Source organism: Butyrivibrio sp. AE2032 (assembly GCF_000702965.1).
Genome location: NZ_JNLF01000003.1, coordinates 2,024,285 through 2,040,216, shown reverse-complemented (window position 1 = coordinate 2,040,216; position 15,932 = coordinate 2,024,285). Strand labels below are relative to the sequence as shown.

The window sequence follows — 15,932 nt, the reverse complement described above, 5'->3', positions numbered from 1 at the left end:
CTTTGGGTTCATGGTCAGTGTATCACCCTTTGACAGGTTTTGCCACCAATTCCCCATTTTCCACATCAAATTCAATGGCGTCATGAGGTCTTACCCTGTCTTCAAGAATAAGCTTTGCTGACATGGTCTCCACATGCTTTTGTACAAACCTCTTAAGAGGTCTTGCACCGTAGATAGGATCATAAGCGTTGTCGATAACATACTGCTGGGCTGCAGGTGTGAGACGAACACTGATCTCTCTGTCGGAAAGGCGCTTGTTAAGATCATCCACAATAAGACCAATGATATTCCCAATGTTGTCCTTGGTGAGAGGCTTGAACATGATTATCTCATCAAGACGGTTAAGGAACTCAGGTCTGAAATGATTCCTTAAATCCTCCATAGTGTCTTTTTCTGCCTCTTCACTGATGGAACCGTCATCACGGATCCCATCAAGAAGATACTGAGCACCGATGTTGGAGGTCATGATAAGGATGGTGTTCTTGAAGTCCACAGTCCTTCCCTGGGAGTCAGTCACACGGCCGTCATCCAGGATCTGAAGCAGTACATTAAATACATCAGGATGTGCCTTCTCAATCTCATCGAAAAGAACTACTGCATAGGGTTTACGTCTTACAGCCTCTGTCAGCTGTCCACCCTCCTCATAGCCTACATATCCGGGAGGCGCTCCTATGAGTCTGGACACGGAGAACTTCTCCATATACTCACTCATATCAATTCGCACCATGTTGTTCTCATCATCGAAAAGTGCCTGAGCAAGGCTCTTAGCAAGCTCTGTCTTACCAACACCTGTAGGTCCAAGGAACAGGAAGGAGCCTATTGGCTTACTTGGGTCCTTGATGCCTGCTTTAGATCTCATGATAGCCTCAGAAACCTTTGTTACAGCATCGTCCTGTCCGATCACACGAAGGTGAAGTTCATCTGCCAGATGAAGAGTCTTATTCCTCTCGCTCTCAGTGAGCTTGCTTACAGGGATTCCGGTCCATCTGCTGATGATACCTGCAATCTCTTCATCAGAAACTCTCTCATGTACAAGAACTGTTTCATTTTCTTTTGCTCTGACCAGATCCTCAGCTTCCTCCAGCTGCTTCTTGAGAGCAGGAAGCTTTCCATACTGAAGCTCTCCGGCCTTCTCATAATCGCCGTTTCTCTGGGCAATGGCAATCTCAGAATTAATGGTATCTATCTGCTCACGCATGGCTGCCAGCTTGTCCACAGCCTCTTTTTCATTGGTCCATTGGGCCTTCCTGGCGTCAAATTCTTCCTTCAGATCAGCCAGCTCCTTCTGAAGATTAGCAAGTCTTTCAACGCTTAAGGAATCATCCTCCTTCTTAAGGGCTGCCTCCTCAATCTGCATCTGCATGATCTTACGGTTCATCTCATCAAGCTCTGCAGGCATGGAATCCATCTCAGTCTTTATCATGGCACAGGCTTCATCCACCAGGTCAATGGCCTTATCAGGAAGGAACCTGTCAGAAATATATCTGTTAGAAAGAACCGCTGCACTGACTAGGGCAGAGTCCATGATCTTAACCCCATGGAAGACCTCATACCTCTCCTTAAGTCCACGAAGGATACTGATGGTATCCTCAACTGTAGGCTCCTCAACCATTACAGGCTGGAAACGTCTCTCTAAGGCAGCGTCCTTTTCAATGTACTGTCTGTATTCATTAAGAGTAGTGGCACCTATACAGTGGAGCTCGCCCCTTGCCAGCATGGGCTTAAGCATATTTCCTGCATCCATGGCGCCATCAGTCTTGCCTGCTCCTACGATAAGGTGAAGCTCATCAATGAAAAGAATGATCTCTCCATCTGACTGCTTAACATCCTCAAGAACAGCTTTAAGCCTTTCCTCAAACTCACCTCTGTACTTGGCTCCTGCCACCAGTGCACCCATATCCAGGGAAAAGATCTTTTTATCCTTAAGAGCACTTGGCACGTCGCCACCTGCTATTCTCTGGGCCAGCGCCTCAACAACTGCAGTCTTGCCAACGCCAGGCTCGCCAATAAGGACAGGGTTGTTCTTGCTCTTTCTGGAAAGAATACGGATCACATTTCTGATCTCAGTATCTCTTCCGATAACAGGATCCAGCTTCTGCTTCCTTGCCTTCTCCACCAGCTCTGTGCCGTACTTGTTAAGAGTATCGTAGGTAGCCTCCGGGTTATCTGTGGTCACATTCCTGTTGCCCCTTACTTCAGACAGAACCTGGAGGAATCTGTTCCTGTCGATGCCAAACTGAGCCAGGATCTCTTTTACCTCCCTGTTGGGCTTCTTGATGATAGCCATAAAGAGATGCTCAACGGATACATAGGAGTCTCCCAGTGCCTTGGCCTCATCCTCAGCTGACAAAAGAGCCTTATTAAGATCAGCACCAATATAGGGCTGTCCCCCCTGTACCTTGGTACGCTTGCTAATCCCCTGCTCTATCCTTGTGATGAAGGATCTGACATCAACTCCCATCCTCTCAACCAGCTTGGCTATGAGGCTGTCATCAATAGTCATAAGAGCATACAAAAGGTGTTCCTGTTCTATCTCCTGATTACCATATTCAACAGCAATCTTCTCGCAGTCCTGAACTGCTTCTATGGATTTCTGAGTAAATTTCTGTATATTCATAAAACACTCCTTCCCGCGGCGTATAAATTGCCCGCTTTGTGTTCTCTGTTCTATTACAAGTATAACACCACTTTTTTACTTGTCAACTCCTATTATAACGCTTGCAGTATCGCTGTTAGTGCTATAATAGATACGTAATGCAAATATACTAATGAAGGAAGAACCGTCAATGGAAAAAATCAAGAAAATGAAAATCGACTACATTGTTGAAGCACTGGTAATGATCATCGTCGGAGGCATTCTTATTTTCTGGCCGGAAGTTTCCCTGACCATTATGGCAAGGGCACTGGCTGTACTCCTTACCATTATCGGAGCACTTTTTATCGTAGCTTTCCTTTTAAAGTCAGAAAGAGGCATGATTGATTCGGGAAAACTCGCCGTAGGAATCATCATAGCAGCTATCGGAGTCTGGATCTTCGTTAATCCCAGCACCTTCACAAGCTTCATTCCAAAGCTGTTTGGTGTCTTCATTCTGGTAAGTGGACTTATCAACTTAGGCCAGACCTTTTCCCTTATAAAGCTTCAATATCCATTATGGTGGATTTCTCTCATCCTGGCTCTGATAACCCTTGGACTTGGAGGATTCCTCGTATTCAAGTCAGAAATGGCAAAAGAGCTCGTTATAAAAGTCATCGGAGGATTCCTGATCTACGATGGAATTTCCAATTTATGGACAGCATCCAGGGTATCCAAGTTCTCAAAAGCTGTTAACCGGGCCGTTAAAGAAGCCGAAGCCATAGACACAGACGCTGAGATCATAGAAGTAAATCCCTCAAAAAAATAATCTTTCTATACACAAATAAAAGCCTGATATGTCGGTTTTGACATATCAGGCTTTCATATTATCTTATTAGCAAACAAATATCATTTAATAAGTCTGTTGGCAACTCTGCCTTCCTTCTTTCCAAAGGTGTTGTAGTGCTCAAGAAGCTTGTCACCATTTACACCATAGGCATTTCTGAGGTCCGCATAGTTTACATAGTAGAAAAATGCATTGAACTCTCCATTATTTCCGGCATATGACTTAAGAGCATCTGATCCAGGATATGCATAAGAAGGCTGGATGTTCTGTACATATACTTCGATAGTAGCATAGTCTTCGAGCTTAACAGGATCTTCATCAGCATACATATAGAAGAATACGTTCTTTACCTGCTCATCAGCACCAATGTGGATTATCATCTTTCCGGTGCCACCTTTAAAGTTAGTCTCGATGTATGTGCCACTACTGGTGTGGTTTCCAACAAAGTAGGTATAATTACCTCTTGCCACTACTCCAACCTCAGCAGATCCTCCGGCATCAATTGAAAGAAGCTGGTCACTGAAATCAAAGTAATATGGCCAATCACTTCCTGCATAAGATTTTGTACTAAATGATAATGCAAGAATCATTGCTACACATAACAGACCGGAAACTTTTCTAACTATACTCTTCATATCACACACCTCGCTCACTTTAACTTATGACTTCTGTCAACTTTAATTATAAAACAAGTTGTCGATATTTCATATAAAGTTTCTCTTAAAACACTAAAACTTTCTTAACTTTTTATGCTTTTTCTCCATCTTCAGCCAAAATACTATCCATTAATTCGTAAATTTCATCCCTTCCGGTCTTTTTGAGAGCTGAATAAGGATAGATCTTAAGCTCCTCAGGAAGTCCCAGACCTGACCTTAGCATATTAAGATGCTTCTCCATCTGGGAGGGTTTTATCTTGTCCGCCTTGGTAGCGATGATAACCGGCTGGAATCCCTGATGCACGATCCACTTATACATCTGAACATCATTGGCTGATGGATCATGCCTTATATCGATCAGCAAAAAGACCCTTCGAAGCTGGCGAGAGGTATGAAGATAATTTTCTATCATCTTTCCCCACTGCTGCTTGGTCTTTTCCGAAACTCTGGCAAAGCCATAGCCAGGAAGGTCCACAAGATAAAACTCATTATTGATATTGTAGTAATTGATGGTCTGAGTCTTTCCGGGCTCCTGGGAAGTCCTTGCATAGTTTTTCCTGTTCATAAGCCCGTTTATCAGAGAGCTCTTTCCCACATTACTCTTTCCAGCAAAAGCAAACTCAGGAAGTGTATTGTCCGGAAGAGTACTGGTAATTCCACAGACCGTCTCAAGATTTACATTCTTTATAACCATATGATCACCTTTTTTCTCCGCGTCGCATGCGGAAATACTGAAAATGAAAGCGGAGCCTTTTACAACTCCGCTTGATCAATTGCTGTTAACTTTATTTGGCAGGTTTGAGCTTTTTAGGCTCTTTGCCTCTTACGATAAGCGGCTGGCTTGTGCCATCTACGCAGGCATCTGTGATAACGCACTCGCTTATGCTGTCATCAGATGGGATCTCGTACATAACATCCATCATGGATTTCTCCATAATAGAACGAAGTCCTCTGGCACCAGTCTCTCTCTCGTAAGCCATAGCCGCGATCTTCTGAACAGCTTCGTCCTCGAAGGTAAGCTTTACATCGTCGAAGTCGAAGAGCTTCTGATACTGCTTAACCAGCGCATTCCTTGGCTCAGTTAAGATACGCACCAAAGCCTCTTTTGACAGACCTTCAAGAGTAACTGTAATAGGCACACGACCTACAAACTCAGGAATGAGACCAAACTTCACAAGATCCTGAGGAGTAACCTCCTTCAAAACCTCGCCGATCTCACGCTCAGACTTATCTGCGATCTCTGCATTAAATCCGATGGAGTTGCGGTCAAGTCTTGCCTCAACGATCTTATCAAGACCATCAAAGGCTCCGCCACAGATAAAGAGAATGTTGCTGGTATCGATCTGGATAAGCTCCTGATGTGGATGCTTTCTACCACCCTGAGGAGGTACACTTGCAACTGTTCCCTCAACTATCTTAAGAAGTGCCTGCTGAACGCCCTCACCTGAAACATCACGGGTGATGGATACGTTCTCACTCTTCTTTGTGATCTTGTCGATCTCGTCGATATAAACGATTCCGTACTGGGCACGTTCAATATCGTAATCCGCATTCTGAATAAGCTTTAAAAGAATGTTCTCAACATCTTCGCCCACATAGCCGGCCTCTGTAAGAGTTGTGGCATCTGCGATAGCAAAAGGTACATTTATGATCTTGGCAAGGGTCTGAGCCAGATATGTCTTACCTGAACCTGTTGGTCCGATCATAATGATGTTACTCTTTTGAAGCTCTACATCATTCTTGTCATCATTCTTTGGAGCAAGTACTCTCTTATAATGGTTGTAAACGGAAACAGCCAGAACCTTCTTGGCCTCTTCCTGTCCAATTACATACTCGTCAAGGAAATTCCTTATCTCCACAGGCTTGAGCAGATTGATCTGCTGGTCCTGACCGCGAACAGGCTCATCATCAAATTCTTCCTCGATGATATCAGCACAGATGTCCACGCACTCGTCGCAGATATAAACCCCTGCAGGGCCTGCTATGAGTTTTTTAACCTGATCCTGTGTCTTGTTACAAAAAGAGCACCTGATCTCTCCGGAATTCTTTGCCATAATTATTTATCCTCTTTTTCTCTAGGGCGATTCTCAACGATTGAATCGATAAGTCCGTAATCAAGGGCTTCCTGAGCTGTCATCCAGTTGTCACGCTCTGTGTCAGCTGCAACCTGCTCATAAGGCTTTCCTGTGTTCTCAGCCAGCATTCTGTTCAACTTCTCTTTTGTTCTGATGATATGCTTAGCTGCGATCTCAATCTCAGTAGCCTGGCCCTGTGTTCCGCCAAGAGGCTGATGGATCATGATCTCGGCATTAGGAAGAGCCATTCTCTTGCCCTTAGCTCCGCCGGCTAAAAGAAATGCCCCCATGCTGGCAGCCATTCCGATACAGATAGTGCTTACATCACACTTGATGTAATGCATTGTGTCGTAAATAGCCATTCCGGATGTGATCTCTCCTCCGGGGCTGTTGATATACATGTGGATATCCTTATTAGGATCCTCAGCTTCAAGGAAAAGAAGCTGTGCTACCACGATACTTGCTGATGTTGAATTTACTTCTTCACCAAGGAAGACGATTCTTTCTTTTAACAGTCTGGAATAGATATCATAGGATCTCTCTCCACGGCTGGTCTGTTCAATGACGTAAGGTATTAAACTCATTATTCCACTCCTTCTATCTTACTTATGTGCATAGTACCACTACATACCACAAACACACTTATCATTATAGAGCAAAAAGAGCGCTACGGTCAAATCGCAGCGCTCTTTACTAATATTAATCAGATCGAATAAATTAAGCCTCTTCTTCTGTCTTCTTCTTTCTTGTTGCTCTCTTAGGCTTCTCCTCTGTAGCTTCAGCATCGTCAGCCTTCTTTGTTGTCTTTCTTGTTGTTGTCTTCTTAGGCTTCTCTTCTGTTGCCTCAGCATCAGCAGCCTTCTTTGCCACCTTCTTAGCTGCCTTCTTAGCGCCTTCCTTAACGTTCTCAACAAGGAAAGTAGCTGCCTTCTGTACTGCAAGGTCGCTTCTGAGCTGCTTCTTCTCTTCGTCAGACATAAGCTCCTTAAGCTTCTCAACATCCATCTTGTACTGATGTGCCATGCTCTCAAGCTCAGCCTCAAGGTCTGCATCAGAGATCTCGATGTTCTCCTTCTCAGCAACAGCCTCAAGAACAAGTCTTGACTTGATTCTCTCGATAGCCTGTGGCTTAACCTGTGCAAGCATCTGGTCTACAGAGCTGCCTGTGTACTGGAGATACTGATCCATGTTCATGCCCTGCATCTGAAGTCTCTGAGCGAACTCATTAACCATCTGTCTCTGCTGTGTCTCAACCATAGCCTCAGGAAGCTCCATCTCTGAATCCTCGATAACGGCTCTTACTACAGCATCCTCTCTCTTTGCCTTCTGGTCTGTTTCCTTCTTGGCAATGAGCTTGTTCTTTACATCTTCCTTGTACTCTGCAAGGGTATCGAAACCTGCATCGCTAGCAAACTCGTCGTTGAGCTCAGGAAGCTCTTTTGCTCTGATTGAATTAACCTTGCACTTGAAGGTAGCGTCCTTGCCTGCAAGATTCTCTGCCTGATAATCCTCAGGGAACTTAACGTTTACATCGCCTTCCTGGCCGATCTCAAAGCCAATCAGCTGCTCCTCGAATCCAGGAATGAAAGCACCTGAACCGATTGTAAGAGGATAATCTGTTCCCTTACCGCCTTCAAATGCAACTCCATCAACAAATCCCTCGAAATCAAGAGATACTGTATCGCCGTTCTGAACAGCTCTGTCAGTAACGTCGATTGATCTTGCGTTCATACCTCTCTGCTTATCAATCTCAGCATCAACCTCTTCGTCTGTTACGTCAAGGTCCATCTTCTCTACTTCGATTCCCTTATATTTTCCAAGCTTAACCGGTGGCTTAAGGGCTACTTCTGCTGTGAAGATGAAGTCCTTACCAGCCTCAAGCTGCTCAACATCAATCTTAGGTGAAGAAACGATATCCTCTCCGCACTCTGTTGCAGCCTTAGGATACTGCTCCTCAATAAGTTCATTAGCTGCATCCTCATAGAATACGCCAACACCGTACATCTTCTCGATCATCTTACGAGGTGCCTTACCCTTACGGAATCCAGGAAGCTGGATCTTGTTCTTGTTCTTCTGATAAGCCTTTTCGATAGCCTTCTCAAGCTCTTCAGCCGGAACTGTTATCTTAAGCTTTGCCATGCTGTTATCAAGCTTCTCTACTGTTACGCTCATTTCATGTTTCTCCTTAACTAATATCTTTATAAGCCCATCCGGGCACAGTCGCTGTACGATTATATCATATCGTTATCTAAATTTCTACATATTATCAATTAATTTCAAAAAGAAAACCTGCAATTATTAAATATTTATTATATTACGACTTTTAATATTCTTTTTAATGTGCACAGTTGTATAATTATTCTGTAGCTTTTTCCACTTTTTTTCATGGAGGCGTGTTATGGCAAAAGAAACGGAAACAAAAGCATCAGACATTAAGTTTTTTGACAGCATCAAGACCAGACTCATCTCTGTAATGATGCTGGTTGCTATCGTTCCTCTGGTAGCAGCCATCATTGTAAGTTATGTAACATCAACCAAGAAGGCGACAACCGACGCAATTGATGCACTGGACTGGCAGGCATGGTACATTGAATCCACATTTGAGACCGTGATCCAGAAAAACATCGTTGCGATGCAGGCAATAGCAGCCGCTCCTTCCACCAAGGCCTTTTATATCAACCCCAATGACCTTACTGCTGCTTCAAAAGCGCAGGCATACTTAGATACCATTGATGCAGATCTTGGTGACGGAAACATCTCCGTTCTTACCGGTGCTGATGGTATGCAGCTCCTTCGTGCATCGGGAAAACTGGTTGATGTATCGCAAAGAGATTATTTCAAGCAGGCTATGGCAGGAAACTGTTATGTATCAGACGTTATAACTTCCGCTTCAACAGGTGCAAGGCAGATCACCATCGTTGCTCCGGTATATGCCGACGACGGAACTATCGTAGGTATGGTTCAGCGTAACTACAGCATGGATGCTCTTCATGAAATCCTTGCAGCAGAAGCCGAAGATGCCTTTGTTTCTGACAGAACAGGTATGGTTGCGGCCATGTCCGCTATGGAGCTCACACCTGAAAATGAAAAAGACGTCAATCTCTCAGGCGCTCCTTTCATGAGTGACCCGGGCGAGAGCGGAATGTATCAGCAGAATGCAGGTAACGGCGAGTCCGTGATTTGTTGGGTTAGATCATCTTCATCAGGTTTTGTTATCGCGTGCGCAAGAAGCGTGAAGCAGATCAAGTCAACCGCCACATCAGCTGCCTGGCTTGTAATCATCATCGGTATCATCCTGGCAGTTATTGCCGGTGTTATCTCCTACTTCATGTCAAAAGCATTTACAGATCCTATCGGCGATGTAAATGATTCACTCTCAGCTCTTGCAGACGGTAGATTTAAATCAGTTGACAAGTTCCACGATAGAAAAGATGAATTTGGCGGAATGGTAAGAAGCACCAACACCGTTATCTCCAAACTTGAAGATATAGTATCTCATATCAAGGCATCCGCTTCAGATGTAGGAATCTCCTCAGAGGAGCTCTCCGATATGGCAAATCAGATTTCCCAGACAGCAGAGGACGTTTCAAATGCCGTTCAGGAAATCGCATCAGGTGCTACACAGCAGGCCGATGAGATCCAGAGCGCATCTGAGAATGTAGGCAGGATTGGCGAAGCCGTAGGTGATGTACAGACCTCCACCGATTCTTTGTCAGGTCTTACAGGCAAGATGAAAGAAGCTTCTGAAGTATCCAGCGCATCCCTTGCATCCCTTCAGAATTCCTCATCTGAGATGACCGCAAAGATTGATGACATTTCAAGAACTATCGCAGCTACTCAGGAGGCTGTTACAAATATCAACGACAAGGTTGAGGGAATCGCTTCCATAGCAACCCAGACCAACCTCCTTTCACTGAATGCTTCTATCGAGGCAGCAAGAGCCGGAGAAGCAGGAAAGGGCTTTGCAGTTGTTGCTGAAGAAATTGGTAAGCTTGCTGACGACTCAAAGGCAATGGCTGATGATATCAGAAAAGAGATGGATATCCTCCTTGAGCAGTCCAAGGCAGCTGTACAGGCAGCTGAAGACGTAAAGCAGGGCAACCAGGATCAGCAGATTGCTCTTGGAGAAACACTGGATGCAGTAAATGGAATGCTCGGAGATATCGGAAGCACCGTTGGCGGCGTACAACTCATTTCTCAGGGTGCAGAGCAGTGTGATACTTCCAAGAATGCTGTTGTAGATGTTATGAGCGCTCTTTCAGCAATCTCTGAAGAAAATGCAGCATCATCTGAGGAAACAGGAGCTTCCATGCAGGAGCTTTCCGCAACAGTTACTACTCTTGCAGGCTCAGCAAACGGTCTTAAAGAAATCGCAGAAAAGCTCAACAAGGAGATGGAATTCTTCAAATCATAAGCATCAATACGATAGAATATATGGGGATTGCCATCATGCAATGTGGTGGCAATCCTCTTTTTTTGCTACAATAGAAGGTAACATATTTAATGATTACCGGAGGTGGATATATGCAGGCGATCGTAGCCGTTGACAGCAACTGGGCTATTGGAAATAAGGGGCAGCTCCTTGTTAGCATTCCCGCAGATCAGAAGGATAATTTCAGAAGACGTACTCTTGAAAAGACCATTATCTATGGCCGTAAGACTTTAGAGACCTTCCCCCAGAAGATAGTTCTTCCAAAGAGAAGAAATATCATCCTCTCAACCAAACCCGATTACGAAGTGAGAAATGCAGAAGTTGCCCATAACAGAGAAGAGCTGTTTGAGCTCATAAAGGATGAGGATCCGGACGATGTTTTCATCATCGGCGGAGCCAGCGTCTACAAGGAATTCCTTGATGACTGCAACAGATGCATTGTTACCTTCATTGATAAAGTATATGAAGCAGATGCCTTTTTTCCTAACCTTGATAAGCTTCCCGAGTGGGAAATGGTAGATGAGAGTGACGAACAGGTATATTTCGACATTACTTACACCTACAGGATATATGAAAAGAGAAAATAATTATCGCAAAGGGGTCTAAAGCAAACTATGTCTAAACGTAAAAGAGCCTTAGTGTTAATTAATCAAAAAGCTGGAACAGGAAAAGCAGGAAATGATACCTTCCCAATCATCACAGCCCTTGCTCAGGCAGACTATGAGCCAATAGTTTACCCTATTATTCCGGGCACGGTTTTTTCTTCTGATATGCTCCTTGATGAGTATGACGGAAAGATAGACCTGGTGCTGTGCAGCGGCGGAGACGGTACATTGAACCACGTGGTCGAGGCCATGATGTCCATGAAAAAGAAGCCTCTCCTGTCCTACATTCCCAACGGAAGTACAAACGATTTTGCCAGGGGTCTGGGAATACCTTCCACCAGAGCAAAAGCTTTGGAGGTTGCTATTCACGGCAAGCCCTACTCCTATGATCTTGGCAAAATGAACAATAACTATTTCAACTACGTGGCAGCCTTTGGTGCCTTTTCAAAGGTAAGCTATGCCACAGATCAGGACCTGAAGAATGTGCTTGGCTATGCTGCCTACGTAATAAGCGCCATTGCAGAGCTGCCCCAGAATATCGGCTGCAGCACCCACATGAGAGTTGAAGCCGACGGAATCGACGAAGAAGGCGACTTTCTCTTTGGCTCCATGAGCAACTCAGCCTCTGTAGGTGGTATGAACCTCTTTGGAGACACTGACATTAAGCAGGACGACGGCAAGATGGAGCTTATGCTGATCCGTGCTCCCAAGAACCTTACAGAGTTCAATGCGATCCTGGCAGCCCTTGCTTCCAAAGAAGCAGGAAATCCCTATATCACCTTCAAACAGGTCAGCTACGCCAAATTCTCCTGCGCCGAAAACGTGGAGTGGACCCTGGACGGCGAATTCGGTGGAGCCTACAGGGACACTGAGATCCAGGTAATAAATAAAGCTATCACCATCATGGTTAAGCCATAAAAGAACCGCCTCCGTTTACCACGGAGGCGGTTCCTTTTGTCTTAGATTGCAATAGGAATATCCTTAAGCTGTTCTCCTGCTACTTCGTAGCCCTCAAGGGAAACGTCGTTTCTTGTGAATTCATAGAAGTCCTTTACGTCAGGATTTAAGTGGAACTTAGGTGCAGGCAGCGGCTTTCTTTCGATAAGTTCCTTGATAAGAGGTACGTGCCTGTCGTAAATGTGCGCATCTGCAATGACATGTACCAGCTCACCCACGTTCATGTCGCAGACCTGAGCCAGCATGTGCACAAGGACCGCATACTGTACCACATTCCAGTTATTAGCCGCCAGAACGTCCTGAGATCTCTGGTTCAGGATCGCATTCAGGGTCAATCTGTCCTCTCCCGGCTTCTGGGTTACATTGTAGGTAACACTGTAGGCGCAAGGGTACAGATGCATCTCATGAAGATCCGAGAATACATAGGTATTGGTCATTATACGCCTTGAGAACGGATTGTTCTTCAGGTCGTAGATGACCCTGTCCATCTGATCAAACTCTCCCTCCTTGTAAAGGCTCTTTTGCCCAATCTGGTAGCCGTAGGCCTTTCCAATGGAGCCTGTCTCATCAGCCCACTCGTCCCAGATATGGCTGTTAAGATCATTGATATTGTTGCTCTTTTTCTGGTAGATCCAAAGAATCTCATCGGTGGCACTCTTAAGGGCTGTCTTCCTGAGAGTCATGATCGGGAACTCCTTGGAAAGATCATACCTGTTTACCACGCCAAATTTCTTGATAGTATAAGCCGATGTTCCATCAGGCCAATGAGGACGTACCTTCTCCCCCTCTGTTGATGTGCCATTCTCCAAAATATCCTTACACATGTTGATAAAAAGTTCATCTGCTAAAGCCATTTCTAAACTCCTCCCACATCTTTTTTATCGCGACCACTTGTCGCAAAGCGAATTTATCTGATCCGCAAACTTTGCCTTGTCCTTGTTGGAAATACCCTCCGACTTAGCTATGATGCCCATAAGTCGTGCGCCTGCTGCCTTAAGACGTGCATAGACGTCAGAAACAATGGTTGATTCCTTCTTCTTGACCGGAACAGGAATACCCTCTTTAAGGATCTGTCCGGAGATGATATCAAACTCCGTTCCGCTGTATGGGGCATAGGCATCGAAGCCGTGCTCCTCACTTAGGCATCTTGCAAAAGAACTGCAGACTGAATCTTCACCATGGACCACAAATACCTTCTTAGGTCTCCTCTTAAAAGCTTCAACCCATTCGATGAGCCCGTTCTTGTCCGCATGTCCGGAAAGCCCCACAAGTTTGGTGATCTCCGCAGCAACATCAATGGTCTCACCAAAGAGCTTAACCTGCTCAGCCCCGTCCACAATAGCTCTTCCCGTGGTTCCCACAGACTGATAGCCCACGAACAAAATGGTGCTCTCAGGTCTCCACAGATTGTGCTTAAGATGATGCCTGATCCTTCCGGCATCGCACATTCCGGCAGCAGAGATGATGACCTTCGGCTCCGGATCCTCGTTGATAGCTCTGGACTCCTCCGTCGTAATGGAAAGAGTAAGTCCAGGGAAAGTTATAGGATTGATGCGCTTTTTGATGAGTTCCAATGCCTCCTCATCATAGCAGTCAAACTGGTTCTTCTGAAATACTTCCGTAGCCTCCACAGCCAGTGGACTGTCCACAAATACCGGGAAGTTAGGAAAAGAGCTAACAAGCCCCTCTTTCTTTATTATCCTGATAAAGTACAGTATCTCCTGTGTTCTGCCAACAGCAAAGGAAGGAATAACAACATTTCCGCCCCTTGCAAAGGTTCTGTCCAGTATCTTTGCAAGATCAGCCACATAGTCGGACTTCTCCTCAGCATGAAGTCTGTCACCATAAGTGGACTCCATGATAACGTAATCCGCTTCATCAGTATACTGGGGATCCTTGATAAGAGGCTGATCCTTATTGCCTATATCACCGGAAAAGACAAGCTTCTTCGATACATTCTTTTCCTGAAGCCATACCTCTATGCTGGAGGAGCCCAAAAGATGACCGATGTCAGTGAATCTGATCTTAATGCCCTCACAGACCTCAACCTCCTGACCGTAGCTACAGGGAACGATGCACCGAATAGCATTTTCTGCATCTTCCATTGTATATGCAGGCTCAAGCATAGCTATTTCTTTATTTCTTTTGCCCTTACGATTTCTCCACTCGGCTTCCTGCATCTGAATGTGAGCACAGTCACGAAGCATAATGCTGCAAAGATCTGCCGTTGCTTCGGTCGCAAAGATCTTTCCCCGAAAGCCCTTTGAATATAAAAGTGGGAGATTTCCTGAATGATCCACATGGGCGTGGGTCAGAAATACATAGTCGATCTCCGGCGCAGATACCGGCAGCGGAACGTTTTCGAAATAGTTCTTTCCCTGCTCCATTCCATAGTCTACAAGAATGTGCTTTCCTGCAGCTTCGATATAATGACAGCTTCCAGTAACCTCATGGTCAGCTCCGATAAACATCAGCTTCATATATTTCGCCTCCATTACAGGTATAGTCATATCTGTTTCAATTATACCATGAAAGTTTAATCTAAAAATCATGGAAAAACCCCGTATCATCTGCTAAAATAATTAGGATTGATTTAATTACAAATAGGAGATTATGAAAAATGTACATTCGTGAATATGGCAAAAGAGCTTGCGTCGTAGTACTTTGCGCAGCTACCCTTTTTGCAATGACCGCCTGCGGCAAAACTGCTGAAGAGGCAGAAGAGGGCGGAGCAACCGGTATTTCTTTTGAATCACTTGAAGACATCCCAGCTCAGGAGGAGGTTTCTACTCCAGAGGAAGAGCCTCAGCAGGAAGATGAACCCTATGTGCTTCCTGAGGGAATGTACTTCTCAGAGCTGACAGGCGAGCCAATCAGCGAGGAATTAAAGGACCAGCGTCCTATCGCAGCAATGGTTGATAACGAGATCACTGCTCTTCCTCACTTTGAGACCACCAGAGCAGACGTTGTTTACGAGCTTATGAACAGCACCAAGAACGACCGCATCACTAGACTTATGTGCGTTGTTAAGGACTGGGGCGCTATTGAACAGCTTGGTAGTATCCGAAGCACAAGACCTACCAACATTCTTCTTGCATCTGAGTGGAATGCAATCCTTTGTCACGACGGTGGTCCATACCACAACGATGCTTACTTTGCAAAGGATTGGGCTAAGGATCATATCTCAGGATATTTCTCCCGTGTTGATAACGGAAAGTCAAGGGAGTTTACAGAGTACATCTTGAGCGGAGATTTGGAGTCTGACCTTGAGAGATTCAATATTTCCCGCACCTATAACCAGTTTGCCAACGAAGGCAGCCACTTCAACTTCGTTGAATACGGAAAAGAGATAAAGCTGGACGAGAAGTACGATCGCTCCTATTCAGCAAACAAGATCGTTCTTCCATTTACTCACAACTCTTCACAGCTTGTTTATAACTCAGACACAGGACTGTATGAGTACTATGAGTATGGCGAGCAGTATTTCGATGCTTCAAACCAGCAGCCTCTTTCCTTCAAGAATGTGATCCTTCAGAAATGCTCTTTTGCTGAGCTTGATGAGAACGGTTATCTTATCTACAACTGCATCAACGGAAGCGAAGTTGGCTGGTACATCACAAACGGCGTAGCAAAGGACATTACCTGGTCAAAGACCAGCGAGACCGGAGTTACAAAGTATTATGATGAGACAGGCGCAGAGCTTGAGATCAACACAGGTAAGACCTACATCTCTCTTATCCCTGATGATACTTGGGACAAGGTAATCTTCGAGTAATAACATTTTATTG

The 15,932-nt window shown here is 45.0% G+C and carries 13 protein-coding genes; 5 read left to right on the top strand and 8 right to left on the bottom strand.

Annotation, left to right across the window (positions count from 1 at the left end):
- Positions 1-22: 22 nt before the first annotated feature.
- Entirely contained in the window at positions 23-2,617 is a 2,595-nt protein-coding gene (clpB, locus tag BO18_RS11015; RefSeq protein WP_034446211.1) for an ATP-dependent chaperone ClpB, read from the bottom strand.
- Between the two features lie 169 nt (positions 2,618-2,786).
- Here clpB and BO18_RS11010 point away from each other — a divergent pair, with 169 nt between their 5' ends.
- Positions 2,787-3,401: an HdeD family acid-resistance protein gene (locus BO18_RS11010; RefSeq protein WP_034446209.1), complete on the top strand. Its 615-nt coding sequence runs from the start codon at positions 2,787-2,789 to the stop codon at positions 3,399-3,401.
- 80 nt (positions 3,402-3,481) lie between these two features.
- Here BO18_RS11010 and BO18_RS11005 read toward each other — a convergent pair whose 3' ends face one another.
- From BO18_RS11005 to tig, 5 genes are all read right to left on the bottom strand, one after another.
- A complete protein-coding gene (locus BO18_RS11005; protein WP_034446207.1) occupies positions 3,482-4,054 on the bottom strand; it encodes a hypothetical protein in 573 nt (190 codons plus the stop codon).
- A 112-nt stretch (positions 4,055-4,166) separates the two neighbouring features.
- Positions 4,167-4,769 carry a ribosome biogenesis GTP-binding protein YihA/YsxC gene (gene yihA / locus BO18_RS11000; protein ID WP_034446204.1) on the bottom strand — a complete coding sequence of 201 codons (603 nt, stop codon included), beginning with the start codon at positions 4,767-4,769 and terminating at the stop codon, positions 4,167-4,169.
- Between the two features lie 91 nt (positions 4,770-4,860).
- Positions 4,861-6,129 (bottom strand): ATP-dependent Clp protease ATP-binding subunit ClpX, encoded by a 1,269-nt coding sequence (gene clpX / locus BO18_RS10995; protein ID WP_034446201.1) that lies wholly within the window; start codon positions 6,127-6,129, stop codon positions 4,861-4,863.
- Positions 6,130-6,131: 2 nt separating this feature from the next.
- Positions 6,132-6,734, bottom strand: a complete 603-nt coding sequence (gene clpP / locus BO18_RS10990; protein ID WP_034446199.1) for an ATP-dependent Clp endopeptidase proteolytic subunit ClpP — start codon at positions 6,732-6,734, stop codon at positions 6,132-6,134.
- A gap of 133 nt (positions 6,735-6,867) precedes the next feature.
- A complete protein-coding gene (gene tig / locus BO18_RS10985) occupies positions 6,868-8,322 on the bottom strand; it encodes a trigger factor (RefSeq protein WP_034446197.1) in 1,455 nt (484 codons plus the stop codon).
- Positions 8,323-8,548: 226 nt separating this feature from the next.
- Here tig and BO18_RS10980 point away from each other — a divergent pair, with 226 nt between their 5' ends.
- The 3 genes from BO18_RS10980 to BO18_RS10970 all read left to right on the top strand — a co-directional run bounded on the left by BO18_RS10980 (position 8,549) and on the right by BO18_RS10970 (position 12,105).
- Positions 8,549-10,564 carry a methyl-accepting chemotaxis protein gene (locus tag BO18_RS10980; protein WP_034446194.1) on the top strand — a complete coding sequence of 672 codons (2,016 nt, stop codon included), beginning with the start codon at positions 8,549-8,551 and terminating at the stop codon, positions 10,562-10,564.
- A gap of 110 nt (positions 10,565-10,674) precedes the next feature.
- Positions 10,675-11,169, top strand: a complete 495-nt coding sequence (locus tag BO18_RS10975) for a dihydrofolate reductase (RefSeq protein WP_034446191.1) — start codon at positions 10,675-10,677, stop codon at positions 11,167-11,169.
- A gap of 27 nt (positions 11,170-11,196) precedes the next feature.
- The gene (locus tag BO18_RS10970; RefSeq protein WP_034446188.1) at positions 11,197-12,105 is read left to right on the top strand and encodes a diacylglycerol/lipid kinase family protein; all 909 of its coding nucleotides are present in this window, start codon (positions 11,197-11,199) and stop codon (positions 12,103-12,105) included.
- Between the two features lie 41 nt (positions 12,106-12,146).
- On the opposite strand, the gene thyA is transcribed toward BO18_RS10970, so the two are convergent.
- On the bottom strand, positions 12,147-12,998 hold the full coding sequence (gene thyA / locus BO18_RS10965) for a thymidylate synthase (protein WP_034446186.1): 852 nt from the start codon (positions 12,996-12,998) through the stop codon (positions 12,147-12,149).
- Positions 12,999-13,022: 24 nt separating this feature from the next.
- On the bottom strand, positions 13,023-14,624 hold the full coding sequence (locus BO18_RS10960) for an MBL fold metallo-hydrolase RNA specificity domain-containing protein (protein WP_034446184.1): 1,602 nt from the start codon (positions 14,622-14,624) through the stop codon (positions 13,023-13,025).
- 140 nt (positions 14,625-14,764) lie between these two features.
- On the opposite strand from BO18_RS10960, the gene BO18_RS10955 reads away from it, so the two are divergent.
- Positions 14,765-15,919: a DUF3048 domain-containing protein gene (locus tag BO18_RS10955; protein WP_034446182.1), complete on the top strand. Its 1,155-nt coding sequence runs from the start codon at positions 14,765-14,767 to the stop codon at positions 15,917-15,919.
- The last annotated feature ends 13 nt before the right edge of the window (positions 15,920-15,932 follow it).